Genomic DNA, 26552 nt, shown 5'->3' on the forward strand with positions numbered 1-26552 from the left:
TTGCCCGCCGTACGGAAAGCGTTTCCTTGACAGCGGCCGGGACGGTGACCACCCTCCCCGTGGGAGCGCTCCCATAAGGAGGGCTCACGACCGCCGCAGCATCGGAAGGAAACTCACCGTGCGTCAAAGAAACGCGCTCCTGTCGGCCGCGGCCGGGGTGCTGGCCGCCGGCCTCGGGCTCGGGCAGCTGACCGGCCTGGCCAGCGCCGCCGCCGCGGGCCCCGCGCTGAGCGTGGACCTGGCCTCCGGCCGGTACGCGATCAACCCCGACATCTACGGCATGAACTTCGCCGACGAGGCGCTCGCCCGCGACCTGCGGCTGCCGGTCCACCGCTGGGGCGGGAACGCGACCACCCGCTACAACTTCCGCAACGACACCACCAACCGGGCCTCCGACTGGTACTTCGAGAACATCCCCAACGACAACCCCGACCCCTCGACCCTGCCGAACGGCTCGGAAACCGACCGGTTCGTCGAGCAGAACCGGGCCACCGGCACGCGGACCATCCTGACCCTGCCGCTGATCGGCTGGGTGGCCAAGGACCGGGCCAAGGCGTGCGGGTTCAGCGTCGCCAAGTACGGCGCGCAGGAGTCCACCGACCCCTGGGCCCCCGACTGCGGCAACGGCAAGAAGCCCGACGGCACCCTGATCACCGGCAACGACCCGAAGGACACCAGCGTCGAGGCCGGCCCGCAGTACGTCAAGGACTGGATCACCCACCTCAAGGGCAGGTACGGCGCCGCCGCCGACGGCGGGGTGAGGTACTACGAGCTCGACAACGAGCCCGACCTGTGGCACTCCACCCACCGGGACGTCCGCTCCAAGGGACTGGGCTACGACGAGCTGCGTGACCGCACCTACGAATACGCCGCGGCGGTCAAGGAGGCCGACCCGGGCGCCAAGACCCTCGGCCCGGTCGGCTGGGGCCTGAACTCGATCACCTTCTCCGGGCTGGACCAGGACACCTGCGGCCGGACCGGCTGCTGGAGCAACCCGCCGGACAAGGCGGCGCACGGCGGGCAGGACCTGGGCCCGTGGTACCTCGACCAGATGAATGCCTACGAGGACAAGAACGGCGTCCGAATCCTCGACTACTTCGACAACCACCTCTACCCGCAGCAGTCCGGGGTGAGCGCCACCGACGCCGGCGACGCCGCCACCCAGGCGCTGCGGCTGCGCTCCACCCGCCAGCTGTGGGACTCCACCTACGTGGACGAGAGCTGGATCAACCAGCCGGTACGGATGATCCCGCGGATGCGGGAGCTGGTCGCCCAGCACTACCCGGGCACCAAGGTCGCCATGACCGAGTACAGCTGGGGCGCCTACGGCCACATCAACGGCGCGCTGGCCGAGGCCGACGTGCTGGGCATCTTCGGCAGGGAGAAGCTCGACCTGGCCGCGCTGTGGACCGCGCCCAAGGGCACCGACCCGGTCGCGTACGCGTTCCGGATGTACCGCAACTACGACGGCAAGGGCGGCGCGTTCGGCGAGACCGCGGTCTCCGCCACCAGCGCCGACCAGGGCAAGCTCGCCGTCTACGCCGCCGAGCGCGCCTCCGACAAGGCGCTGACCCTCGTCGTGGTCAACAAGACCGGCGAGGACCTCACCAGCGACATCGCGCTCAAGGGCCGCACCGGCTCCTCCACCGCGCAGACCTACCGCTACAGCGCCGCGAACCTCACCGCGATCCAGCGCGCCGCCGACCAGCAGGTCGGCGCGAACGGCTACACCGGCACGTTCCCCGCCAACTCCATCAGCACGGTCGTCATCCCCAAGGGCGGCGCCGACCCCACCCCCACCCCGACCCCGACGCCCACGGTCGACGACACCCCGACCCCGACGCCGGTCGCCTCCTGCACCGTGACCTACACGGTCACGAACCAGTGGCAGGGCGGTTTCCAGGGCAACGTCAAGGTCACCAACAACGGCACCGCCCCGGTCAACGGCTGGAAGGCCGGCTGGACCTTCGCCGACGGGCAGAAGATCACCCAGTCCTGGAACGGCACCCACGCCCAAAGCGGCGCCGCCGTCACCGTGACCAACGTCTCCTGGAACGGCACGCTCGCCGCGGGCGGCGGCAGTGCCGAGTTCGGCTTCCTGGCCTCCCTCAACGGCACCGCCAACGCCAAGCCCACCGCCTTCACCCTCAACGGCTCCCCCTGCCGGGCGGGCTGACACCTCTCCCCTCCCCCGCCGCGGCCGGTGACCGTACCGGCCGCGGCGGGCTCCCCCTGGCGAGGTCGCACGCCCAGACCGACCTGGCGCTCCGCGCGGCCTCCTACGGCGTCACGGCCTGGCCGGTGGACGGGATGGACGCCCCGCTGGCCGCCCGCGCGGGCACCGGCTGACGGGAGGGCCGTGGTCTGGGCGTACCGGCGGCGCGTCGCTAAGCTCCCGTCATGCCGACCCATGAGCGGGAGATAACCGCCCCCGTCGATCTGTGCCTGCCCGACGGGCGGCTCAACCCCGGCGCCGTCGGATGGAGCAGGCGTCCGCTGCACCGCGCGAACCTGCGCGGCTGGGGCCGGGCCAAGCGCTGGGAGTACTGGGGCGTCGTCACCCCCGATCACATCGTCGGCGTGGTGGCCTCCTCCCTCGACTACGCGGGCGTGCACGGCGTCTACGTGCTCGACCGCGCGACCGGCGAGGAGATCGTCAAGGACGTGGTCGTGCCGCTGGCGCGCGGCGCGGTGTTCCCGGACCGCTGCGGTGAGGGCCGGGTGTCGGCGCGGGGCCCGGGGCTGCGCATCGACATCGACCAGCGCGCCGGGGGCACGTCGCTGCGGGCCGCCGCGCCCGGGGTGCGGCTCGACGTGGAGGTGCCGCTGCCCGAGGGGCACGAGTCGCTCGGCGTGGTCGTCCCGTGGAGTCCCCGGAGGTTCCAGTACACGGTCAAGGACCTCGGCAGGCCGGTGCGCGGCACCCTGACCGTCGGAGAGGCCCGGCACGTCCTCGACGAGGCGACCTCCTTCGCCGTGCTCGACCACGGCCGGGGCCGCTGGCCGTACTCGATCACCTGGAACTGGGCGGCGGGCTGCGCGCCGGGCCGGGCGATCCAGCTCGGCGGCAGGTGGACCGACGGCACCGGTTCGACGGAGAACGCGCTGTTCACCGGCGGGCGGATGCACAAGATCGGCGATGAGCTGACCTGGGTGTACGACCGGCGCGACTGGACGCGGCCCTGGCGGATGACCGGTCCCGGGGTGGAGGTCGTCTTCCACCCGTTCCACGAGAGGGTCTCACGCACCGAGCTGGGCGTGGTCGGCAGCGAGACCCACCAGTGTTTCGGCCGCTTCTCCGGCCGCGTCCGGACGGACGAGGGCGACCGGGTCGATCTCGACGGCCTGGTCGGCTGGGCCGAGGAGGCCCGCCAGCGCTGGTGAGGATGCCCGGCGGGCCCCGGCTCCGCTCCACCGTGGTCCACGAGGTCGGCCCGTACGGCCCGGCCTCCGGTCTTGCGGATGGGCTCCCACGTCATCCCGGCCTCCTCCTCGAGGACGCCGCCGGGGGCGTCGTCCCAGCGTGTGGCCGCCCGGGCGCCGCCGAGTAGGTGCGGAAGTCCCGTCCCTCCCGGGACCTCCTGCCCTACCGGCGGCGAGAAGGCCCGGCACAGGGTGGGTGCAGGGAGAAGCCAGGGGGAGGCATCACCATGATCACTTTGAGCGTCATCAAGGCCGACACCGGGGGGTTCGTCGGTCACTCCGCCGTGCACCCGGACATGCTGGCCGAGGCCAGGCGCGAGCTCGGCAGGGCGACGGCCTCCGGGCTGCTCATCGACGGCCGGGTCGCCTCCTGCGGCGACGACATCTCACTCATCATGACCCACACCTACGGCGTGGACGCGGGTCTCATCCATTCCTTCGCCTGGGACACCTTCCGGGCCACCACCCGCATCGCCCAGGAGCTGCGCCTGTACGGCGCCGGCCAGGACCTGCTGTCGGACGCCTTCTCGGGCAACCTGAAGGGCATGGGACCGGGCTACGCCGAGCTGGAGTTCGAGGAGCGCCCGTCGGAGCCGGTGCTGTGCTTCCTGGCCGACAAGACCGAGCCGGGCGCGTGGAACCTCCCGCTGTACAAGATGTTCGCCGACCCGTTCAACACCCCGGGCCTGGTCATCGACGAGAAGATGCACGCCGGGTTCGGCTTCGAGGTCTACGACCTGTACGAGGAGAAGCGCATCGTCTTCGACTGCCCGGCCGACATCTACGACATGCTCATGTACATCGGCGCACCGGCCCGCTACGTCGTCCACGGGGTCCGCTCCAAGACCCTCGGCGAGACGGCCGCGGCGACGAGCACCCAGCGACTGTCGCTCATCGCCGGCAAGTACGTCGGCAAGGACGACCCGGTGATGATCATCCGCTGCCAGTCGGGGCTGCCCGCGGTCGGCGAGGCGCTGGAGCCCTTCGCCTTCCCGTACACGGTCGCCGGCTGCATGCGCGGCTCCCACCACGCGCCGTTCATGCCGGTCCCGGTCGAGCACGCCCACCCGTCCCGGTTCGACGGCCCGCCGCGCGTGGTCTGCCTGGGCTTCCAGATCCGCGGCGGCAAGCTGATCGGCCCGCGCGACATGTTCGACGACCCGGCCTTCGACCGGGCCCGGCAGCAGGCGGGCGAGGTCATGGACTACCTGCGCCGGCACGGCCCGTTCGAACCGCACCGCCTGCCGCTCGAGGACCTGGAGTACACCACCATGTCCGTCCTGTCGCGGCGGCTGGCGAACCGCTGGACGCCGATGACCACCGAGGTCGCGACCCCGGCCCCGCCGACCCCGTCTCCGGTGCCGTGACCCGCGTGCCGTCGCCGCCGCCGTACGGTGACCCGCACGGCGGCGGGCCCCGGGCGGCGTCCGGGACCAGCCGTCGCGAACGATGAGGAACCCGTCCCGGGCCCGGAGCCCCGGGGCGGGGCCTTCCCGTCCCTCCGTCACCGAGCGACCTACGGCCGCGGTACCGGGATCAGCATGACCGGCACGCCCGCCCCGGCCACCGTACGGCGGACGGTCCGCGCTCTTCCCGCCTCGGCGCGCTGGGACCAGCCCAGGGCGATGAGGTCGACGTGCTCGGTGGCCGCCACGTCCACCACCTGCTCCCCGGCGACCCCGCTGCGCAGTTCCATCCGCACCCCGGGGTGCGCGCAGTGCCGGGCCAGGAACTCCTCCTCCCACGCCCGGCGCTCGTGCGCGGCCTGGTCCCAGAAACGGGGGACGGTCGCCTCGTCGAAGACGTGCAGGACCACCAGGTCCGCGCCGGTGCGGGCGAACAGCCCGGCCGCCCCGGTCACGGCCGCCGCCGCCTCGGCCGAACCGTCCAGCGGCAACAGCACCCGGGAGATGGCCTTCCGGGCCGCCACCGGACCCGCCACCGGACCCGCCACCGGCGGCGCGGCCACGGGTCGCCGGGGCGGCAGCAGCACGACCGGTTTGCCGGCCCGCCGCACCACGGCCCACGTCCCCGACCGGTCACCGCCGTCACCGGCGAGGACGCCCGCGAGGACGTCCGGCCGTTCCAGCTCGTGCAGCACCGCCGCGACCGTCTCCCCGGCGCCGGACTCCGCGGCGAGGCGGAACGCCCGGACGTCGGCGCCCAGGAGCGTCGCCACCGCCCCGGCCGCGTCGACCACGGCCGCCTCCGCCCCCGGGTCGTGGACGACGGCCAGCACGTGCCGCGCACCGGACGTCACCCCCCCGGCGACCGGTCCGCGCCGCGTGCCCCGCGCCCCCGGCGCGGTGACCGATCCGCGCCCCGTGCTCCGCTCCCCCGCCTCGGCGGCCGGCCCGCGCCGCGCGCCTCCGGGTCCCGCCCCCGCGGACGGCCCGTTCATCAGTCCTCACCCCGCAGGCACGCGGAGCCGTCCACCGGGCGCGGATCGCCGTCGCCCAGCCGTATCCGCAGTGGCCCGTCGGTCCGCACGGTGACCGTCTCGCGTGTGACGTCCAGCCGCACCCGCCGCCCCAGGCAGCGGAACCGCAGGCCGAGGCCGCCCCACGCGGCGGGGAGGACGGGGTCCAGGCGGAGGACGCCGCCGCTGACACGGGCCCCGGCGAACCCGGTGAGCATCGCCTGCCAGACGCCGCCGAGCGTGGCCAGGTGCAGGCCGTCGGCGGTCGTCCCGGTCAGGTCGTCCAGGTCGAGGACCAGCGCGGTGCGCAGCAGGGCCAGCGCCTCGTCGGCGCGGCCCGCCCGGGCGAGCAGGGACGCCATGATCGCCGGGGAGAGCGAGGAGCCGTGCGCGGTGCGGGGGCCGTAGAAGTCCAGGTTCGCCGGGAGCGAGCCGGCCTCGACCTCCTCGGGGACCATGTGGTGCAGCATGAGGACGTCGGGCTGCTTGATGATCTGGGTGGCGGCCACCCGCTCGCGGCCGAGCAGCAGGTCGGCGGCGACCGGCGGGGTGGCGACCTCTGCCATGGTCAGCGGTTCCAGCCGGAAGTAGCCCGCGAACTGCTCGTACAGGCCCGTGACGGGGTCGTGGCCGTCCACCAGGCGGCCGGCGAGGGTGAGCCACCGTCCGGCCTCGGCGCATCCCGGGCCGGCGAGGCGGGCCGCCCGCCGCAGGTTCCACCGGGCCATCACGTTGGTGAACGCGTTGTCGGTCACCCCCTCGTGGTACTCGTCGGGGCCGATCACCCGGTCGATGTGCGCCCGGCCGTCGCGGTCCGTCCGGCAGCGGGACGTCCAGTAGCGGGCGGTCTCGGCCAGCAGGGGCCGGGCCGGGCCCGTCAGGAAGCCGTCCTCCCCGCTCCAGCGGGCGTAGTGGACCGCCGCCCAGGCGACGTCGGCGGTGATGTGCTCCTCCAGCCGCCCGGTGAGGATGCCGATGGCCTCCCCGCCCAGGTGCCCGATCGCGGGGGTCACGTCGTCTCCGGTTGCGGCGGACTCCCAGGGGAAGCGCGCCCCCGCGCAGCCCAGCGTGGCGGCCCGCGCCCGCGCCGGCCCCAGACGGCCCAGGCGGTAGGCGACCATGGCCCGGGCGGCGGCGGGATGCATGCTCACCAGGGCGGGCAGCACGAACACGTCGGCGTCCCAGAAGACGTGGCCGCCGTAGGCTCCGCCCGACAGTCCCCGGGCGCCGACCGCCGCCTCGCCGTACTCGTCGTCGATGCCCGCCGCGCCGGGCCCACCGGCTCCGGCCGCCGCCTCGCCGTATCCGCCGCCGGCGGCCGGGGGCGGCCCCGCGCGGCCTCCGTACCCCGGCTCCGCGCGGCCCCCGTGCTCCGCGCCGCCTCCGAGCCCGCCGCCCGCGAGCCGGTCGGCGTTGGTCCAGAGCTGGAAGAGGGCGAACCGTACGGCGAGCTGCGCGGCGGGGTCGTCCGGGATGCTGACGTTCACCGCCGCCCACCGCCCGGCCCACGCCTCCCGCTGCTCGACGAGCAGCCGGTCGAACCCGAGCCGCTCTGCCGCCTCCAGCGCCCCGGCGGCGTCGTGCGGCACCGGGCGGCGGACGGGGTCGGCCGTGTAGGCGGCGATCCGTTCCACGGTGCGCACCCCGCCGTCGCGGCCCACGCGCTGCGAGGAAAGGGCGACGACGCCTCCGGGGCCCGTGCCGCCCACGGAGCCTCCGGCGCTCCCGGTGTCCCAGACGTCCAGGCCGCTCCCGGCCGTATCGAACCCGGTGTCCCCGGCCGCCCAGCCGACGGCGCCGGTCACCCGCGCCCAGTCGCGGCCGCCGTGCCGTCCCTCGGTGCCCTGCCCCTCGGCGGGCAGCCGCAGCGGCGGCCCGGGGCGCAGCCGCCCGATCCCGGCCTCGGCGCGCATCGCCACCACCCCGGGACGGTTCACGCACGCCAGCCGCAGCGTGCGGACCGGCGGTGTCCGGCCGGTCTCCTCCCTCGCCATCAGGCCGCTGCGCAGGTCGAGCAGGCGGAGGTCCTCCTCGGGCGGCGGGAGCAGGACCAGCCCGGTCCAACGGGGCCCGGCCAGCAGGTGCTGTCCGGACCCCACGCCGGTGTAGATCCCCATGGCGAGCACCAGGGGGTGCGAGCCGGGGACGGCCTCCTCGACCGATCCGCGGGTCGCGAACCCGCCGGCGCCGAGGGTGAGCAGCGTCTCGGTCACCCGGTTCCGCGCCGGGTCCCGGCCGGTCTCCCGGATCGTCCACGCCGGATCGTCGTCCACCAGGGGGACCCGCCGGCGCCGCCTCAGCCGTACCTGCCGGTCGAGGACGGCGAGCACCGCGTCCGGACCGCCCTCCAGGAACAGGACGCCCGCGTCCGGACCGCCCTCCTGGAGCGGAACATCCTCGGCCGGCCCGCCCTCCGGGAACAGCACACCCTCGTCCGGCCCGCCCTCCAGGAACAGCACACCCTCAGCCGGGTCACCCGTGCCCGGCCCCGCCGCCGGGCGGAGTCCGGGGCCGACCGCCACCAGCGTCGCCCGCGCGGCCTCCGGGACGGAGGCGATCGCGTCCGGGCGGCCGGGCGCCGCGAACCGGTCGCCGATCACCAGGACCGCTCCTGGGCCGATCCCGCGCTCCGCCAGCAGCGCCAGCGCCGTCCGCAGCCCCCGCGCCCCGCCCCCGATACGGCCTGCGGACCCTGCCCCGGTACGGCTCACGGACCGGATCCCGCCCCGGAGCGGGCCCGCCGCCCTCTCCCCGGGACGACCGGCAGGCCCCGTCGCGTCCCATACGCCGGCCCCGGCGCCTTCCCATGAAGGGACGGGCCGGAGTCCCGCCTCGCCCACCTCGTACGGCTCCGCCTCCGGGCCCGCGCACAGCCACAGGCGTCCGGGGCCGGCCGGCCGGGCGCGCAGCAGCCCGTCCACCGCCTCCGGCGGCTCTCCGGCGAGCACCGCGACGTCGAGACCGGCGGCGCAGAGCGCCGTCACGCGGCGGCGGAACGGCGCGGCGGAGGCGCCCGACGGCACCCCGGTCGCGCGCCAGCCGAGCACCACCGCCGCGAACACGCGGTCCCCCAGCCGGTGATCCGAAACGTCCATCGGTTCCTTCCGTGCCGGATCCGGGCCGCCCGCGGGTCCCGCTCCCCGTCCGGCGCCCGCTCGGGTCTCCCGATCATGCCCGGTCCCGTCCCCGAGCGCGCACCGGACCCCGCCGGCCCCGGCCGGGGCGTGCGGGCGGTTCCCCGTTCCGGGCGCCCACCGGATCCTGTTTCCTGATGCTTACCCGTTCTGGCACCCCTCACCTGCGGTTTTCCCACTCCTGAGCGTCTCCCGGCCGCGTCGGGAGCCGCGGCTGCGGGTAGGGGACCGGCATCGGGGACGTCCGCCCGCCACGCGGGGGCGGGCGGCGCCGGCCGTACGGCCGGACCGGGACGCGGAGGCGTGATCGATGGAACCGTGGGCGCAGGTCAGGGAGACGCACTCCGGCGTCGTGATCCTTCTGGGGGATCGCGCCGTCAAGCTGAAGAAGCCGGTGGACCTCGGCTTCCTCGACTTCACCTCCCTCGAGGCGCGGCGGGCCGTCTGCCGGGAGGAGGTGGACCTCAACCGGCGGCTGGCCCCGGACGTCTACGAGGGGGTCGCCGACGTGGTCGGCCCCGACGGCCGGGTCTGCGAGCATCTCGTCGTGATGCGGCGCATGCCCGAGCAGCGGCGGCTGTCGGCGTTGGTCCGGACGGGCGAGCCGGTCGACGATCACCTGCGCCGGATCGCCCGGGTGCTCGCCGGCCTGCACGGCCGTGCCCGCCGTTCCCCGCGGATCGACCAGGAGGGCGGCGTGGCAGCGCTGCGCTCGCGGTGGACCGCGAGCTTCGAGCAGGTCCGGGCCCTGCCGGAGCGGGTCGTCGACGCCCCGGTGCTGGACGGGATCGAACGGAGCGCGCTGCGCTTCCTCGACGGCCGCGGCCCCCTGTTCGCCGCCCGCGTCGCCGGCGGCCGCATCGTGGACGGCCACGGCGACCTGCTCGCCGAGGACGTCTTCTGCCTGGACGACGGGCCCCGGATCCTCGACTGCCTGGAGTTCGACGAGCGGCTGCGTTTCCTCGACGGCCTGGACGACGCGGCCTTCCTCGCCATGGACCTGGAGCGGCTGGGCGCGCCCCGGGCCGCCGAGCTGTTCCTGCACTGGTACACCGAGTTCTCCGGCGACCCCGCCCCGCCCGCGCTGTGGCACCACTATGTCGCCTACCGGGCCTTCGTCCGCGCCAAGGTGGCCTGCCTGCGGCACGCCCAGCACGAGCCGGGCGCGGCGCCGCGGGCCCGCGAGCTCGCCGATCTCACGCTGCGCCACCTGCGGGCCGGAGCGGTTCCGCTGATCCTCGTCGGCGGGACGCCCGGCACCGGCAAGTCGACGCTGGCCGCGGCCCTCGCCGACCGGCTCGGCGTGACGCTGCTGAGCAGCGACCGCGTCCGCAAGGAGCTGGCCGGCGTCACCCCCGAGCGGTCCGCCGCCGCCCCGTTCGGCGAGGGCGTCTACGACCGGGAGCACACCGAGCGCGCCTACGGCGAGCTGCTGTCGCGGGCCGGCAGGCTGCTGCGGAACGGCGAGCCGGTCGTCCTCGACGCCTCCTGGACCGACGCCGCGCACCGGACGGCGGCCGGAGCGGTCGCCGACGGCGCGTCCAGCGAGTTGTTCGAGCTGCGCTGCACCGCCCCGTCCCAGGTGGTCGCCGACCGGCTCGCGAGCCGTACCGGGGGGATCTCGGACGCCGGTCCGGAGATCGCGGCGGAGCTGGCGGCGCGGGCCGCGCCGTGGCCCGGCGCGGCCGAGATCGACACCGGCGTCCCGCTGGAGCGGTCGCTCGAACAGGCGCTGGCGGTGGTCCGCCCCGTCTGGGAGCCGTCCTCCGTACGGTTCCATCGCCCTCTCCTGGAGCCGGGATGAGCGAGGCTCCGACCGGACACGGCGGACCCCGGCAGGCCGCGCCGGACGACACCGGAAGCGGGTCGCCCGGGTACGACGCGCCGCTGCGCGACGGGGAGACCGTCCACATCAGGCCGCTGCGGGGCCGGGACCGCGCGGCCCTGCACGACCTGGTGGAACGGACCTCGGAGGAGTCCGCCTACCTGCGGTTCTTCGCCGGCGGGCGGGCCACGGCGCACCTGCACGTGGAACGCCTGACCGCCCCCGGCCACCGGGGACGCGCGTTCGTCGCCGTCCTGGGCGGGCGGGTCGTCGGGATCGCGGAGCACGTCCCGGCGGAGGATCTCAGCGACGCCGACGTCGCCGTGCTCATCGACGACCGCGTGCACGGCCGCGGTCTCGGCACGCTCCTGCTGGAGCGTCTGGCGATCGATGCCGCCGGCCTGGGCGTGGCCGAGCTGGTGGCCGACGTGCTGCCCGTCAACCGGATGATGCTGATCGTCCTGGACGATCTCGGCCTGCCGGTGACCCGCGAGTTCACCGGCGGCGAGGTGCGGGTCCGGATCGACCTGCGGGCCGTCGCCGCGCTGGCGGACGCGACCGAGCGGCGCCGCCACGGGGCCGGGCCCGCCGGGCGCGTCCGGCGGGACGGCAGGCGTCCCGGGCACGAAGGACGGGCCGGATCGCCCGATCACCCCGCGCGGGACGGAGCGCCGTGACGTCCCGCCCCGTGCTGGACGCCGGGCGGATCGCGGCGGTGATCTTCGACACCGACGGGGTGCTGACCGACACGGCCGTGATCCACGCCGCGGCGTGGAAGGAGGTCTTCGACGCCTTCCTCGGCGAGCGCGCCCGGCGGCACGGCGCGCCGTTCCGGCCGTTCGACGCGGACGCGGAGTACCTGCTGCACGTCGACGGCAAACCTCGCGCCGACGGCGTCCGGGACCTCCTGCGGTCCCGGGGGATCTCGCCGGAGACGAACGTGGTCGCGGCGCTCGCCTCCCGCAAGGACGCGGCCTTCCTGGCCGCGATCCACCGGTACGGCGTCGCCCCCTTCCCCGCGGCCGTCGCGCTCGTCACCGGACTGCGGCGCCGCGGAGTGCGTGTCGCGGCCGTCTCGGCGAGCCGCAACTGCGCGGAGGTGCTGCGCGCGGCCGGCATGGCGGACCTGTTCGATGTCCGGGTCGGCGGCGTCGAGGCCGCCCGGCTGGGCCTTCCCGGCAAACCGGACCCCGCGCTCTTCCTGGAGGCGGCGTGGCGGCTGGGCGTGGAGCCGGGTGAGGCGGCCGTCGTGGAGGACTCCCTCGCCGGGGTGCGGGCCGGACGGCGGGGCGGGTTCGAGCCGGTCATCGGCGTGGACCGGCGCGGCCGGGGAGAGGCGCTGCGGGCCGCCGGGGCCGACATCGTCGTCGGCGACCTGGCGGAGCTTCACCTCATCGGTCACCGGGCCGCTCCGGAGCCTCCGGCGGCCTCCTGACCGCGGACGTCACGGCGACGGCACGGGCGGTTTCCGCGCCGTCCACGCCGTCCGACGTCACAGGCCGTTTCCGCGCCGTCCACCAGACAGGGCCGACATGCCCTAGCGAAAAGGGCATTTAGCCTCTAGAGGCCCGCCGTCCGCGCGCCCACCCTTCTGGATGTGAGGCGAGCCGGTTCCCGGTGACGCGCCGCCCGTACCGTCGCCTCACACGTGCGGGCCGGGCCCTTCGCCCTCCCCGCCGGGGGAGGCTGGAGGCACGATGTGCGTCAACGTCGGAAACGTCATGACCCGGAAGGTGGTCTCGGTCCGTGAGGACGCCTGCTTCAAGCAGATCGCCGCCGTGTTCGTCGCCCACGCGGTCGGCGCCGTGCCGGTGCTGGACGGCGAGGGCCGCGTGACCGGTGTCGTCTCCGCGTCCGACCTGCTGCGCGAGGAGCCGGAGGGCCCACCGGGGACCGCGCCCGGCGACGGCGTCCGCCGCCCGAGCCGGTGCGATCTCGCCCGGCGGCTGATGTCCTCCCCCGCGATCACCGTCCCGGAGGCCGCGACGCTGGCGGACGCCTGCCGCCTGATGCGCGACCACCACGTCAGGCGGCTGCCGGTGGTGGACCGCCTCGGCCGGCTGGTGGGCATCGTCAGCCGCCGCGACCTGCTGAAGCCGTTCGTCCGGCCGGACCGGGACATCGAGCGCGAGATCCGCCAGGACGTCCTGACCCGTTCACTGTGGATGGACACCTCCCGGGTGCGGGTCTCCGTCAGGAACGGCATGGCGACGCTGAGCGGCACGATGACCCTGCGCGGCGACACCCGGACCGCCCTGACGATGACCCTGCGGGTCGACGGCGTCGTCGGGGTGATCGACGATCTGCTGTGGGAGCGGGACAACGTCCCCGTCCGCCAGGGGTTCTGACCCCGTCCCCGGGAGGGCCGCGGAACCGGAGGTCCGTACGACACGGGACTGTGGGACCGGAGATCCGTACGACACGGGAGCATGGGACCGAAGGTCCGTACGGCGCGGGGCCATGGTCCGCGAGAAGGGGACCTTCTCCCCTCAACCGCCGGGACCTCCCTCGACGAAGCTTCAGGTATGGACATCGACTCGATCCGGCCGCACGCGCTCTCCCGGGAGGAGTGCATGAAGCTGCTGTCGTCGGCCCCGATCGGCAGGATCGTCTTCACCGACCGGGCCCTTCCCGCGGTCGAGCCGGTCGACTTCTGCGTCGATGGCGGAAAAATCGTGATCTGCACAGATTCCTCCTCCAAGGTGGCCGCCGCCACCCGGGACACCGTGGTGGCGTTCGAGGCGGACGACTTCGACACCGACGCCCGCACCGGCTGGTCGGTCACCGCCGTGGGGCGGACCCGGGCCGTCCATGATCCCGAGGAGGTCACCCGGCTGACCGGGCTGCCGCTGACGGCGTGGGCCGCGGGCTGCGGGGACCACTTCATCGTGCTCCGCATCGAACGGATCTCCGGCCGGCGCCTCCGCCGCTAGCGGCGCCGCCGGAGGGCGCACCGGCGGGCGTCCGGCCGAGGAGCCCGAACGTCGCAGGTCGTCCGTACGGCCGGCGCGACCTGCGAGGGGAGCGTCCGTAAGGCTGTGGGGCCCACCGGCCCGCGTTCCGCACCGGGCTCAGCCCAGCGGAACGCTCCAGGTGAGCCGGGTGCCGCCGCCGGGCGGGGCGTCGGCGCGGAAGACGCCGCCGAGCCGGTCGGCGCGTTCCCGCAGGTTGCGCAGTCCGCTGCGGCGGCCGTCGGCGGGCAGGCCGACGCCGTCGTCCTCGACGAGGAGGGTCAGCCGGTCCCCGGCGAGCCCGGCGCGCACTCCGACGCGGGTGGCCTTCGCGTGGCGGACCACGTTGGACAGCGCCTCGCGCAGCACGGCCAGCAGGTGGTCGCCGATCTCGGGTGGGACCCCGGTGTCCAGAGGGCCGTCCATGGTCAGGGCGGGCTGGAAGCCCAGGTGTGCTCCGGCGTCCTCGACCAGCGCGGTGATCCGCCCGCGCAGCCCTCCGGTGTCGCCGCCGTCGGGGCTCTGCAGGGCGAAGATGGTGGAGCGGATCTGCCGGATGGTGTTGTCGAGTTCGTCGATGGCGTTCTGCACCCGGGTTCCGGCCTGCGGCCGCTCGATCAGCGGCACCGCGCTCATCAGCGTCATCGCGACCGCGAACAGGCGCTGGATGACCACGTCGTGCAGGTCCTTGGCGATGCGGTCGCGGTCCTCCAGCAGGCTGAGGCGCTCGGCGTGGATACGGCTCTCGGCCAGTTCCAGCGCGATCGCCGCCTGCCCGGCGAAGGCGTGCAGGGTGCGCAACTCGACCTGGCTGAACGGGATGCGGCCGGGGCGCTTGGCCAGCGACAGCACCCCGCGCGCCGTGCCGGCCGCGCCGATCGGCACCGCCGCGGCCGGTCCGGGCGCCGCCGGGTCGGCCGTGCCCGGCGGGAAGCCGCCGACGGGGCCGGTCACCATGAACGGCTCGCCGGAGGCGAACGCCTGCCCGGCCAGCGATCCGGTCACGAGGGCGAAGGCGCCCACCTTCGGGCACAGCCGTCCGTCCGCGGGGCCGTCGCACTCGCCCGGCGCTCCCGACGCCTCCGGTGCTCCCGGGGCTTCCGATGTCTCCGGTGCCTCCGGTGCGCCCCGGCCGCCGTCCGCGGCGTCCGAAGCATCCGAGGCGGCCGGCGCATCCGGGACGATGCCGGGACCCTCCGCGATGACCACCCGCAGCCGCCGGCCGTCGCCGTCCGGCAGCAGCACCGCCACCGCGTCGGCGCCCGCCATCCGCCGCGCCCGCCCGGCGATCAGCGTGAGCACCTCGGTGGGCTCGGCGCCCGACAGCAGGGCCGTGGTGACGTCGGAGGAGGCCTGCAGCCAGACCTCCCGGCGGCGGGTCTCCTCGTACAGGCGGGCGTTCTCGATGGCGACGCCGGCCGCGGTGGCCAGGGCCACCACGATCGCCTCGTCCTCCTCGTCGAACTCCCCGCCGCCGCGCTTCTCGGTGAGGTAGAGGTTGCCGAACACCTCCTCGCGGATCCGTACCGGCACCCCCAGGAAGGAGCCCATCGGCGGGTGGCCGGGCGGGAAGCCGTAGGACTCGGAGTGGTCGGCGATGTTCGCCAGCCGTACCGGGCACGGATCCTTGATGAGCAGGCCCAGCAGGCCCAGGCCGTGCGGCCAGTGCTCGATCCGGGCGATCTCCTCCTCGCTCAGTCCCACCGGGAGGAACTGCACGAGCGTGTCCTCCTCCCCGATGACGCCCAGCGCGCCGTAGCGGGCGTCGACCAGGGTGGTGGCGGTCTCCACGATCCGCCGCAGCACCGTCTCCAGATCCAGGTCGCTGCCCACCGACACCACGGCGTTCAGCAGGGCCTGCATGCGGTCGCGGGTGGCCAGCACCGCCTCCAGCCGCACCTGCAGCTCCGCCAGCAGCTCGTCCAGCCGCATGTGCGGAGTTAGGGCATATGGCTCAACATCTGCCATACATATGAGTTTCCCCACGAAATGCGCATCGCACCCACTCTGCTGCGCAGCGGCTCCTCCGGCGGTGGCCGAAGGTCCCCGCCGTTGAGGACCTCCGGCCACTGCCCGGCGGCCCTCGCGGCGGTGTGATGAGAGATGCGGGCGGCACGGGAAGCCCGGAGGAGGTCCGGTATGCACGCGAAGGTCAAGGACGTCATGACCACCGAGGTGGCGTCGGTCAACGGCTGCACCCCGTTCAAGGACGTGGCGGAGGTGCTCATCGCCCACGGCGTGAGCGCGGTCCCCGTGGTGGACGCCGAGGGGCACGCCGTCGGCGTCGTCTCGGAGGAGGATCTGCTGCGCAAGGAGGAGTTCAGGGAGCGCTACTACCGCGAGGGCTACCAGCCGCCGCTGCGCTCCCGGCTGCGTGATCGTCTGAGCGCCAAGGGCGGGGACGGCCGGTCGAAGGCCCGGGGCGACACCGCCGCCGAGCTGATGACGGCTCCGGCGGTCACCGTGCGGGCGCATGCCTCGATCGTCTCGGCGATGCGGCTGATGGAGGAGCACGGGATCAAGAGGCTGCCCGTGGTGGACGCCGAGGGCGTCCTCCAGGGCATCGTCAGCCGCCACGACCTGCTGAAGGTCTTCGTCCGTGATGACGCCGACATCGCGGAGGAGGTGCGCCGGGACATCCTCGACCGCACCCTGTGGGCCGAGCCCAGCACCGCCTCCGTCACGGTCCACCAGGGCGTCGTCACCCTGACCGGGCGCATGCACCGGCGCAGCGACGCCCGGCTGGCGGTACGGATGGTCCAGCGGGTCAACGGGGTGGTCGACGTGGTGGACGAGCTGCGATGGACCCTGGACGACACGCCGGCCTGGAGCGGCCGATAGGCCCCGGAACGGCCCGTAGGTCCAGGAACGGCCGGAAGCCCTGGAACGGCGGGTGAACCTTGGAACGGCGGGTGGGCCTTGAGGCGGCCGGTGGCCATCCGGGCTCCGCAGGGGGTCCTCCGGGATCCGCCCTCAGTCCTCCGTGGCCGTCCTCGCCAGGGCGGCCTCCGCCGGGTGGTCCGCCGTTTCGCCGGTCAGGTCGTCGTGGTCGTAGGTGACGTCGATCCGCAGGTCCACGACGCCGTCCGCCTGCCGCGCGGCCTCGGCCAGGCGGGCGATCTGCGACCGCCTGGCCAGCCGCCCCTGGATGCGCACCACGCCGGCGTCCACCGAGATCGTGAGCGTACGGGGGTCCAGCCGCAGCCGGGCCACGGCCGCCGCCACGTCGGCCAGGACCTCCGGCGCCCGTCTGGCGAAGATCCTCAGCAGGTCGGCCTGGTGCACGGTCCCGGCGATCCGCCCGCTGACGGCGTCGATCACCGGTAGCTGCCTGACCCCGTTGACGTGCATCAGGCGGGCCGCCTCCCTGACCGGGGTCTCCCCCACGACCGTGGGCGCCGGGCTGGTCATGAGCTCCTCGGCGGTCATCTCCATGATCTTCTGGTGGTCCGGGCTCCGCCCGCCGCCCGCGGGCCCGCCGTGCGGTCCGCCCTCGCCGTACGGAAGGTCCGTCCCGCCGGGCAGCAGATCGTCCTCCGACACCGTGCCGACCGGGCGGCCGTCGGCGTTGACCACCGCGACGGCGTCCACCTTGAAACGGCGCATGGTCGCGACGAGATCGGCGAACGTCGCGTCACGCTGGACCGCGATGGCCACCCTGCCCATGACGTCCCTCACCCGCATGACCATGGTCTCTCCTTCTGACCTAGTCCGCCGCGGCCCGCGCGTCCCCGCTCCGCGCGGCCTCGGTCCGCGCGCTCCCGGCGGGGGCCACGTCCTCTTCCGAGAGGACCGGCGCGGGGACGACCGCGACGGCGCAGGCACTGCGCTGGAGGATCGATCTGGTGACCGAACCCAGCCGCCCGTGCCCGCGCGCCCCGCCGACCACCATCAGGCTCGCCTCCCTGGAGAGGTCCGCCAGGACGTCCTTCGGCGGCCCGGTGACGCCGTGGACCCGGACGGCCACCTCCGGGTACCGGATCTGCCACGGCCGCAGCCGCTCGATCATCTCCCCCTCGGCCGTCTTCGCGACGATCCCCGGCTCCGGCATCGGCGGCCCCTGCGACAGCCACGGCATCGGCTGGAGGGGGCCGCCCCGCACCGCCACCAGGCTGAGCTGCCGGACGTCCGCCTCGCCGAAGGCGAACCCGATCGCCTCGTCGCGCGTGTCCGCGGCCATGCCCAGGACCACGGCCCCACGGTGCAGCGGCACGGGGATGGGGCCGGGACCGCGCACCACGACCACCGGGCAGCACGCGTGCGCCGCGACGTAGCCGGCGACCGACCCCAGGACCGTCCTGGCCAGCGCTCCCATGCCGCGCGAACCGACCACGACCAGTTCGGCGCGGGCCGACAGCTCCACCAGCCGCTCGGCGGCGGACCCCTCGTACAGGTCGGCGGTCACCTCGGTGATCGAACTGCTGCATGAGCGGGCGCAGTCGGCGCCGTGGTACAGCACGTGCTCGGCCGCCTTGCGCAGGTGGAGCTTGACCTCCTCCTCGGCCTGGCCGTACGGCCAGCGCCAGGCGTGGGCCACCCTCAGCGGCAGCTGCCGCAGTTCCGCCTCGTCCATCGCCCACTCCAGGGCCTGCATGGAGAAGTCCGAGCCGTCGTAGCCGACGACCACCTCGCGGGTCTCGGTCATCCTTCTCACCCCCTCCCATGGTCGGGAGAGGGTCTCCCGGAACGGCAGGGCGGAAGGTCCCACCGGCGTGGGACCTTCCGCCCTCATCCCCGCCCGCGCGGGCGACCGCGCCGTCTCACCCCGTTCCCCGGTGCGGGCGGCCCCCTCACCGGCCGCCCGCCGCCTCGCCCCGCTCACCCCCCGGTCGGCGCTCCTCGGTCACCGTTCCTCACGGCCAGGGCGGGTTCCTCAGACTTTGGTGATGCGGACGGCGTCGGCGATGACGTAGCCGGTGCCGGAGGTCCAGCGGCTGACGCCGACGACGTTGTAGGTGCCGGCGTTGAGGGAGAAGGTGCCGATGCTCTTCCAGGCTCCGCCGCCGGAGCGCTGGTCGACGTAGAGGGTCTGGTTACCGCCGGAGGCGGCCACGATGTACGGCGCCGAGCTGTTGTAGCCCGCGTCCGCCGGGTACCACACCTCGACCCTGTACGTCCCCGCGCTGGGGACGGCCGCCCGGAACCAGGCCACGTCGCTCGCCGCGACCGGGGAGGCGAACCGGTAGTCGGCCCCGTACCGCTGGCCGGAGTAGGCGGAGGTGCCCCAGGAGGCGCTCGCGGTGAACCCGGGGCCGGAGTTGTCGACGATCACGCTGAACTGGCCGGACCCGCCTCCGGTGACCACCTTGCCCGTGCTGGGGCCGCTCTCGGCGTGCAGGCGGTCCAGGGCGGTCACGTAGTAGGTGTAGGTGGAGCCGGCCGCCGCGCCGGTGTCGGTGAAGGACGTGGCGCGGGTGGTGGCGACCAGGTTTCGGGCGTCGGCGAAGAAGCACGGGTCGGCCGCGCCCTGGGAGCCGTCCACCCGGTAGACCGCGTACGAGGCCGGGGTGCCGGTGCCGCCGCGCTGCCACGACAGCGCGACCCCGCCGGTCCCCTGGGTGGCCGAGGTGATCGAGGGCACGGCCGGCGCGGCGCCGGCGCCGTACGCGGGCAGCAGGGCCGGCTTCGAGTAGTGGGCGGCCACGAGCGTGGAGACGGCGCCGATCCGGTCGGCCCTGATGTCCTTGGCGCTGAAGAAGACGTCACCGAGCACCTCGGGGTGCCGGCGGTTGTAGGTGAGGTGGTCGCTGAGCTCGGCGGGCCGCTGCCAGGCCGCGCTCTCACCGGACGCCCCGGCCCGGTAGGCGGCCTGGCCGACGAACAGCTGGACGCCCGTGCCCCGGACCGTGCCCGCCCACCAGGCGGTGAGCGTCTGGTAGTCGGCCACGTTGTAGCCGATGTTCCAGTAGATCTGCGGCGCGATGTAGTCGACCCAGCCCTGCTTCACCCACAGCCGGGTGTCGGCGTAGATGGCGTCGTAGGACTGCATGCCGGAGGTCTGCGAGCCCTGCGGATCGGTCGAGGCGTTGCGCCAGATGCCGAACGGGCTGACGCCGAACCTCACCCACGACTTGGCCGCGTGGATCCGCTGGTCCAGCTCCTTGACCAGGAGGTTGACGTTGTCGCGGCGCCAGTCGGCGATGCTCGCGAAGCCGCCGCCGTACTGGGCGTAGGCGGCCGCGTCGGGAATCGTCTCGCCGCTGACCGGATAGGGGTAGAAGTAGTCGTCGAGGTGCACGCCGTCGATGTCGTACCCGGTGACGGCGTCCATGACGGCGTCCTCGATGAAGTCGCGGACCACCGGGATCCCCGGGTTGTAGTAGAGCTTGCCGCCGTAGGCGAATCGCCAGTCGGGGTGCTGACGGGCGGGGTGGGTGGACACCAGGCGGGTGGGATCGTCGTGGTTGGCGATCCGGTACGGGTTGAACCAGGCGTGGAACTCCAGGTTCCGGGCGTGCGCCTCACCGACCATGAACGCCAGGGGGTCGTAGCCGGGGTTCCCGCCCTGGGTTCCGGTCAGCCACTGCGACCAGGGCTCGTACGGCGAGGGCCAGAACGCGTCGGCCGTCGGCCGGATCTGCACGACGACGGCGTTCATGTGCTTCTGCACCGCCAGGTCCAGCCAGGCACGGAACTCGGCCTGCTGCGCCGAGACGCTCAGACCGGTCCTGCTCGGCCAGTCGATGTTGGCCACGCTGGCCACCCACATCGCGCGGAGCTGGCGTTTCGGAGTCGCCGGGTCGGTGGCGCAGGCGGCGAGGGCGGTGGCCGCGTGCGCCGTCCGCGGGGCGCCCGCGGTGGCGGCGGCGATGGCGGTGGTCGTGGGGGTGAGGGCGAGGGCGAAGGCGAGGGTCGTCGCGGCAATGCGACCGAGGGCGGCGAGCCGCCGCTTCCGGCCCGCTCGAGGCGTCGTCACAGAAAAGAAGTTTCAGACCAATCCCACCAAAGCGCAATAGTCTTCACCACTCTCCGTATGACGGGAGACGAGCGGGACGCCTTCGGAGAATTTGGAACGCGCCAAATGAAGCGAGGCCGGATCCGGATGAACCGAGCGGCCCACAAAGACGGAAATCTTCTTCTAACTCGGAAGTAATGTCAATTATCGACATTTGTCAGATGAAAGCCGTACTGTGCAGCCGTTGGCACCCCCCGATCAAGGAGCGATCATGACGCTCGCCCGTGCCCGGTCAGCCGCCGCAGCCGCCGGCTTACTCTCCGCCCTCCTGATCTTCGGAGGCCATCCGGCGTTCGCCGCGCCGCCCACCCCACCCGCGCCGGCCGCGTCCGAGGGGCCCATGGCCGCCGCGTTCACCCGCGCCGCCGCCACCTACGACGTCCCGCGCGACCTGCTCGTCGCGCTCGCCTACTCCGAGACCCACCTCGACGGGCACGGCGGCGCGCCGAGCGCGAGCGGCGGCTACGGCGTGATGCACCTGGTCAGCAGCCCCGCCGCGCACAGCCTGGAAAAGGCCGCCCAGATCACCGGCCAGCCCGCCAGGACGCTGCGCAGGGACGACACCGCCAACATCCTCGGCGGCGCCGCGGTGCTGCGGTCCTACGCCGACGAGCTGGGCCTCGACGACGCCGCCCGCAAGGACGCCGGCCGCTGGTACGGCGCCGTCGCCAAGTACGGCAACGCCTCCACCCCGGAGGTCGCCCGGTTGTACGCCGACACCGTCTACAACTTCCTCGGCACCGGCATCGACACACCCAAGGTCAAGGTCGCCCCGCAGGAGGTCACCGCCGACCGCGGCGAGTACGCCAAGGCAGCGGACCTCAACGCGCCGGTCAACTCGCTGGCCGCCAGCGCCGACTACCCGGCCGCGTCCTGGGTGGCCGCCAGTTCCAGCAACTACACCGCCTCCAGCCGCCCGTCGAGCTACGCCATCGACCGGGTCGTCATCCACGTGACCCAGGGCTCGTACGCCGGCACGATCTCGTGGTTCCAGAACTCCAGCGCCCAGGTCTCGGCGCACTACGTGGTCCGCTCCTCCGACGGCGCCGTCACCCAGATGGTCCGCGAGAAGGACGTCGCCTGGCACGCCGGGAACTGGACCTACAACACCCGGTCCGTCGGCATCGAGCATGAAGGCTACGTCAGCGACGCCTCCTGGTTCACCGACGCGATGTACCGCTCCTCGGCCGCGCTGACCCGCGCCATCTGCGACAAGTACGGCATCCCCAAGGACCGCTCCCACATCATCGGGCACAACGAGGTGCCCGGCGCCACGCACACCGACCCCGGCACGTACTGGAACTGGACCAAGTACATGCAGTACGTGACCGGCAGCGGCGGCGGCACCCCGTGGTCGGCCACCGTGGACAACACCACCGCCGGGAAGTTCACCGCCAGCGCCAACTGGGGCACCTCCACCTACTCCGGCCAGCGCTACGGCACCGACTACCGGTACGCCAACCCCGTCGCCTCCAGCGACCCGGCCTGGTACCAGGCGAGCATCCCCAGCGCCGGGACGTACAAGGTCGAGGTGTGGTACCCGGCGGACGCGGGCTACAACAGCTCGGCGCCGTACATCGTGGCCGCCTCCGGCGGTAACCAGACCCTCTACGTCGACCAGCGCTCCGGCGGCGGAGCCTGGAAGAGCATCGGCACCTTCTCCCTCAACGCCGGCACCTACAACGTCGTCGGCGTCAGCCGCTGGACCTCCGGCACCGGCTACGTCATCGCCGACGCCGTCCGCATCACCAAGGTCTGACCCCGGACGCACCGTCCGGCACCGGGTACGGCTCGCGCCTCCGCGGAGGCGCGAGCCGTCCTCGTGCCCGGCGACCGGCCGGGCACCGGTCCCGGCATCCGCCGTACCGGATGCCGACTCATGTGGCAGACCCCGCTGCGCCGCGGGGCCGACCTGGCCGAGATCGCCGAGGCCGCCGCCTGGCTGCTGAGCGACCGCTCCTCCTTCGTGACCGGCACCGTCCTGCGGGTCGACGGCGGCGCCCGGGCCTGAACCCCGGCAAGGACGAACGATTCCCTCTCCGAAGGCCGAAGCGAGGCGTCCTTCTCACGAGAACGGCGGGCGTCTTCGCAAGGCGTGGGCAACCGTGTCAAGGAGGCGCGGTGCGCAATGCGGCGACCGGTGTGACTGCATCGCCGAACGGGCTCACCCAGGCGGGCCGCGCCATCGCCGCCGCAGGTGGCGGGGGCGATGACCATCGGAACCGCCGCTCGCCGCGCCGACCTGCCCGCTCGGCGCTGAATGATCGCAGCGGACCGGCCCGGTAATTACGCTGCCGCTCAGCCGAAGGGACCGGCCGTCCCGCCGGCCCCTCTTCAGCCCTAGGAGACGTGTTGACCACTCCCGGAAAGGATCGCAGCGATCGCAGTCCGTGGAACTGGCTGTTGATTGTACCGATCATCCTTCCTTTGTTGCCATTCCTCTTCAACGCCGACGGGCCCCGGCTCTTCGGCTTCCCTCGTTTCTACTGGCTCCAGCTCGCTTTCATCCTGGTCGGCGTCACCTGCACCACGATCGTCTACCAGATGACCAAGCGGAAGCGGTGAACCGATGAGCGAGCACCTGACTGAGATCATCATCTTCACCTTCCTGTTCCTGCTGGTCAGCGCCATGGGCTTCGTGGCCGCCCGCTGGCGCCGCCCCAAGGACCTCGCGACGCTCGACGAGTGGGGGCTGGGGGGCCGGAGCTTCGGCTCGTGGATCACCTGGTTCCTCGTCGGCGGCGACCTCTACACCGCCTACACCTTCGTCGCGGTGCCGGCGCTGCTGTGGGGAGCCGGGGCCACCGGCTTCTTCGCCGTGCCGTACACGATCGTGGTCTACCCCATCGTGTTCCTCGTGCTGATCCGGCTCTGGTCGGTCTCGCACGTCCACGGCTTCGTCACCCCGGCGGACTTCGTCCGGGCGCGGTTCGACTCCCCCACGCTCGCGCTGCTGATCGCCATCACCGGCATCATCGCGACGATGCCCTACATCGCGCTGCAACTCGTCGGCATCGAGGCCGTCCTCAAGACGATGGGCGTGACCGGCCACCTGCCGATCATCATCGCGTTCGCCATCCTGGCCGCCTACACCTACCAGTCGGGCCTGCGCGCCCCGGCGTTGATCGCCTTCGTCAAGGACACGCTGATCTACCTTGTGATCATCGTCGCGATCATCGTCATCCCGGCGAAGCTGGGCGGCTGGGATGTGATCTTCGGCAAGGCCCAGGAGAAGTTCGCCGCCTCCCCGGCACCCGGCGACGGCATCCTCCTCAACGCCAGCAACCAGCTCCAGTACGTCACGCTGGCCCTGGGCTCGGCGCTCGCGCTGTTCCTCTACCCGCACAGCGTCACCGGCGTGCTGGCGTCCAAGAACCGCAACGTGATCAAGCGGAACATGTCCGCACTGCCCGCCTACAGCCTGCTGCTCGGCCTGATCGCGCTGCTCGGCTACATGGCCATCGCCGCCGGGGTCAAGCCCATCGGCACCGACAACAACACGATCGTCCCGCAGCTCTTCGACAAGATGTTCCCCGACTGGTTCGCCGGCGTCGCCTACGCCGCCGTCGGCATCGGCGCGCTGGTCCCCGCCGCGATCATGTCGATCGCGGCCGCGAACCTGTTCACCCGCAACATCTACCGCGAGTACCTGAAGCGGGACGCCACCGACGCCGACGAGGCCCGAGTCTCGAAGATCACTTCGCTGCTCGTCAAGGTCGGCGCGGTGCTGTGCATCCTGTTCCTGGACACCGGCTTCTCCATCGACCTACAGCTCATCGGCGGCGTCATCATCCTGCAGACCCTTCCGGCGGTGGCGCTCGGCCTCTACACCCGCTGGCTCCACCGGAGCGGCCTGATCGCCGGCTGGATCGCCGGCATGGCGGCCGGGATGATCATGCTCTACAACATCTCCAACCCGGCCACCGGCAAGATGCACTTCGCCGGATCGGCGTTCCCGCTGTCGAAGCTGGGCTTCGACACCAAGATGACCGTCTACGCGGGCATCCTGGCCCTCCTCATCAACCTGGCCGTCGCCGTCATCGGCACGTTCATCGCCCGGGGCGCCAAGATGGCCGAGGGCAACGACGTCACCCAGCCCGACCACTACTTCGCCGACGAGGGCGACCCCCGCGTCAAGGAACTCGACCTCACCCATTGAGAACCGGCCCGCTCCCGCCCTCCCGGCGAGGGCCGGAGCGGGCCGCCGTGGTCTTACCGCACGGGAACCGTCCCTGTACTGTCACGATCATGGTGCGGGAAAGGGGCGGCGGAACGGATGGCCGGAGACGCGTGAACCGACTGGGGGTGATGTCGTTGGCCGTCGTCCTGACCGCGTGTTCCCCCGCCCCTCCGGCCTCCTCCGCCCCCGCCGCCGGACCGCCACGGTCCGACCTCGCCCTCGCCGTCCAGGCCGCCGCCGACGACCTGGTGACGCGTGGCGCACCGGGGGCCGTGGTCCACGTCCACGACGCCGGCGTGACCCGGGAGGCCGCCGCGGGTTTCGCGGACGCCGCCGCAGGCGTTCCGATGCGGCCCGACCACCGTTTCCGGATCGCGAGCATCACCAAGACCTTCACCGCCGCCGTCGTCCTCCAACTCGTCCGGGAACGCGAACTCTCGCTGGAGGACACGCTGGGGAAACTGCTCCCCGGCGTCGTACCCGGCGCCGACGGCGTGACGGTGAAGCAGCTGCTCTCCCACACCAGCGGCATCCCGGACTACCTGACCGATCCCCGTTTCTCGACCATCATCACGAAGGATGGCCGGCACACCCGGAACTGGCCGCCCCGGGCGCTGCTGGGCTATGCCGGAAAACCCTCCCAGCGAGGGGTCCACCACTACTCGAACAGCAACTTCATTCTGCTCGGACTCATCATCGAGAAGACCACCGGACGGCCGTACGGTCAGGTGGTCCGCTCACGGATCACCGAGCCGCTGGCGCTGCGCGCCACCGACCTAACCGATGATCTTCTGCCGCACCGGCTCGCCCGAGCCCGCTACGGCGACGACCAGGGGGCGACGCGGGTGAGCTCCTCCATCTTCTGGTCGGCCGGAGGACTGGTGTCGACCGCACGGGACGTGGCGGCCTTCTATCGGGCGTTGTTCACCCGCTCCCTGCCCGAGGGAAAGGCGATGACGGACCACGGAGGGCTGGGAATCTTCCCCGAAGAACTGCCGTGCGGCATTCGCGCGTGGAGTCACTCGGGACTGATCCACGGCTATTCCGGGGTCGCCATGAGCAGCGAGGACGGCCGCCGCCAGGTGGTCATCCAGCTCAACCACTCCGACCACGGCGGGGTCGTCTCACAGGCGCGGAAACTGATGTGCCGGTAGCGGTCGGCTTCGGAAGCCGTCAGCGCGACGATGGCCTGGATGGTCGAAAGATCCCTGGCCGACAGTCAATCCGCAATGACCAATGAACTCACCTGTGGCTCGCGGTTCGACAGGCAACAACCCGAGGCCCGGTTCCGCCGCCGGCGGATTGTCGAGGAGCCGACCGCGGATGCCCTCGATCGTCGGGCATCCCTAGGCGTCGATCCGCCGGGTCGGCGGCACTCACGGATCCCGCTCAAGCCATAATCCGTGGTACTTCTCGGCATCCGACCGGCCATTCCCAGAGAATGCCGGAATCGCTTCCGAACGGCCCCCATCCCGCAACCGCCTCCGGGAGGCGATTCCAGGCCGGAAAGCCGGGAAACACGAAAAGGGCCGTTCTCTGACGAAGCCAGAGAACAGCCCTTTCATGAAAGATTGTCCGGCGGCGACCTACTCTCCCACACCGTCCCCGGTGCAGTACCATCGGCGCTGAAGAGCTTAACTTCCGGGTTCGGAATGTAACCGGGTG

The 26552-nt window shown here is 73.1% G+C and carries 20 protein-coding genes and 1 rRNA gene; 14 read left to right on the forward strand and 7 right to left on the reverse strand.

Annotated features, from left to right (window positions below; all coding sequences use genetic code 11):
* The first annotated feature begins 118 nt into the window (after window positions 1-118).
* The 3 genes from ACZ6W9_RS11580 to fbp all read left to right on the forward strand — a co-directional run bounded on the left by ACZ6W9_RS11580 (window position 119) and on the right by fbp (window position 4790).
* Entirely contained in the window at window positions 119-2176 is a 2058-nt protein-coding gene (locus ACZ6W9_RS11580; RefSeq protein ID WP_470117542.1) for a glycoside hydrolase family 44 protein, read from the forward strand.
* 224 nt (window positions 2177-2400) lie between these two features.
* Entirely contained in the window at window positions 2401-3384 is a 984-nt protein-coding gene (locus tag ACZ6W9_RS11585) for a DUF2804 domain-containing protein (RefSeq protein ID WP_389967605.1), read from the forward strand.
* A gap of 266 nt (window positions 3385-3650) precedes the next feature.
* Window positions 3651-4790 (forward strand): fructose-1,6-bisphosphate aldolase/phosphatase, encoded by a 1140-nt coding sequence (gene fbp, locus ACZ6W9_RS11590; protein ID WP_389967604.1) that lies wholly within the window; start codon window positions 3651-3653, stop codon window positions 4788-4790.
* A gap of 149 nt (window positions 4791-4939) precedes the next feature.
* Here the strand turns inward: fbp and ACZ6W9_RS11595 are convergent, their stop codons facing one another.
* Window positions 4940-5824: a universal stress protein gene (locus ACZ6W9_RS11595; protein ID WP_470117545.1), complete on the reverse strand. Its 885-nt coding sequence runs from the start codon at window positions 5822-5824 to the stop codon at window positions 4940-4942.
* Entirely contained in the window at window positions 5824-8937 is a 3114-nt protein-coding gene (locus tag ACZ6W9_RS11600; RefSeq protein WP_470117547.1) for a glycosyl hydrolase family 65 domain-containing protein, read from the reverse strand. Before ACZ6W9_RS11600 ends, ACZ6W9_RS11595 begins: the two co-directional genes overlap by 1 nt.
* A gap of 349 nt (window positions 8938-9286) precedes the next feature.
* Between ACZ6W9_RS11600 and ACZ6W9_RS11605 the strand changes: the two genes are divergently transcribed.
* The 5 genes from ACZ6W9_RS11605 (at window position 9287) to ACZ6W9_RS11625 (ending at window position 13734) form a co-directional block, all read left to right on the forward strand.
* Complete coding sequence (locus tag ACZ6W9_RS11605) at window positions 9287-10780, forward strand: bifunctional aminoglycoside phosphotransferase/ATP-binding protein (RefSeq protein ID WP_389967598.1); 1494 nt, start codon at window positions 9287-9289, stop codon at window positions 10778-10780.
* Window positions 10777-11478: a GNAT family N-acetyltransferase gene (locus ACZ6W9_RS11610; RefSeq protein WP_389967596.1), complete on the forward strand. Its 702-nt coding sequence runs from the start codon at window positions 10777-10779 to the stop codon at window positions 11476-11478. The genes ACZ6W9_RS11605 and ACZ6W9_RS11610 overlap by 4 nt, the downstream gene beginning before the upstream one ends.
* Window positions 11475-12236, forward strand: coding sequence for an HAD family hydrolase (locus tag ACZ6W9_RS11615; protein ID WP_470117550.1), 762 nt, complete (start codon window positions 11475-11477; stop codon window positions 12234-12236). The genes ACZ6W9_RS11610 and ACZ6W9_RS11615 overlap by 4 nt, the downstream gene beginning before the upstream one ends.
* A gap of 286 nt (window positions 12237-12522) precedes the next feature.
* Window positions 12523-13149, forward strand: a complete 627-nt coding sequence (locus ACZ6W9_RS11620) for a CBS domain-containing protein (protein ID WP_389967592.1) — start codon at window positions 12523-12525, stop codon at window positions 13147-13149.
* 177 nt (window positions 13150-13326) lie between these two features.
* Window positions 13327-13734, forward strand: coding sequence for a pyridoxamine 5'-phosphate oxidase family protein (locus ACZ6W9_RS11625; protein WP_389967590.1), 408 nt, complete (start codon window positions 13327-13329; stop codon window positions 13732-13734).
* 138 nt (window positions 13735-13872) lie between these two features.
* On the opposite strand, the gene ACZ6W9_RS11630 is transcribed toward ACZ6W9_RS11625, so the two are convergent.
* Complete coding sequence (locus tag ACZ6W9_RS11630; protein ID WP_389967588.1) at window positions 13873-15720, reverse strand: GAF domain-containing sensor histidine kinase; 1848 nt, start codon at window positions 15718-15720, stop codon at window positions 13873-13875.
* Window positions 15721-15891: 171 nt separating this feature from the next.
* Between ACZ6W9_RS11630 and ACZ6W9_RS11635 the strand changes: the two genes are divergently transcribed.
* The gene (locus ACZ6W9_RS11635) at window positions 15892-16593 is read left to right on the forward strand and encodes a CBS domain-containing protein (protein WP_470117553.1); all 702 of its coding nucleotides are present in this window, start codon (window positions 15892-15894) and stop codon (window positions 16591-16593) included.
* Window positions 16594-16725: 132 nt separating this feature from the next.
* Here ACZ6W9_RS11635 and ACZ6W9_RS11640 read toward each other — a convergent pair whose 3' ends face one another.
* The 3 genes from ACZ6W9_RS11640 to ACZ6W9_RS11650 form a co-directional block, all read right to left on the reverse strand.
* Entirely contained in the window at window positions 16726-17442 is a 717-nt protein-coding gene (locus ACZ6W9_RS11640; protein WP_470117555.1) for a CBS domain-containing protein, read from the reverse strand.
* A 16-nt stretch (window positions 17443-17458) separates the two neighbouring features.
* Window positions 17459-18397, reverse strand: a complete 939-nt coding sequence (locus ACZ6W9_RS11645; protein ID WP_470117557.1) for a universal stress protein — start codon at window positions 18395-18397, stop codon at window positions 17459-17461.
* A 228-nt stretch (window positions 18398-18625) separates the two neighbouring features.
* Window positions 18626-20668 (reverse strand): family 10 glycosylhydrolase, encoded by a 2043-nt coding sequence (locus ACZ6W9_RS11650; RefSeq protein ID WP_470117559.1) that lies wholly within the window; start codon window positions 20666-20668, stop codon window positions 18626-18628.
* 250 nt (window positions 20669-20918) lie between these two features.
* Here ACZ6W9_RS11650 and ACZ6W9_RS11655 point away from each other — a divergent pair, with 250 nt between their 5' ends.
* From ACZ6W9_RS11655 to ACZ6W9_RS11675, 5 genes are all read left to right on the forward strand, one after another.
* Window positions 20919-22466, forward strand: a complete 1548-nt coding sequence (locus ACZ6W9_RS11655; RefSeq protein WP_470117561.1) for a golvesin C-terminal-like domain-containing protein — start codon at window positions 20919-20921, stop codon at window positions 22464-22466.
* Window positions 22467-22586: 120 nt separating this feature from the next.
* Entirely contained in the window at window positions 22587-22718 is a 132-nt protein-coding gene (locus ACZ6W9_RS11660) for an SDR family oxidoreductase (protein WP_470117563.1), read from the forward strand.
* Window positions 22719-23056: 338 nt separating this feature from the next.
* Window positions 23057-23272: a DUF3311 domain-containing protein gene (locus ACZ6W9_RS11665; protein ID WP_389967574.1), complete on the forward strand. Its 216-nt coding sequence runs from the start codon at window positions 23057-23059 to the stop codon at window positions 23270-23272.
* Window positions 23273-23276: 4 nt separating this feature from the next.
* Window positions 23277-24866 (forward strand): monocarboxylate uptake permease MctP, encoded by a 1590-nt coding sequence (gene mctP / locus ACZ6W9_RS11670; protein ID WP_470117565.1) that lies wholly within the window; start codon window positions 23277-23279, stop codon window positions 24864-24866.
* A gap of 131 nt (window positions 24867-24997) precedes the next feature.
* Window positions 24998-26041, forward strand: coding sequence for a serine hydrolase domain-containing protein (locus tag ACZ6W9_RS11675; RefSeq protein WP_470117567.1), 1044 nt, complete (start codon window positions 24998-25000; stop codon window positions 26039-26041).
* A gap of 419 nt (window positions 26042-26460) precedes the next feature.
* Here the strand turns inward: ACZ6W9_RS11675 and rrf are convergent.
* A 5S ribosomal RNA gene (rrf, locus tag ACZ6W9_RS11680) occupies window positions 26461-26552 on the reverse strand; the annotation flags it as partial.

The organism is Streptosporangium sp. NPDC053982 (assembly GCF_055585205.1).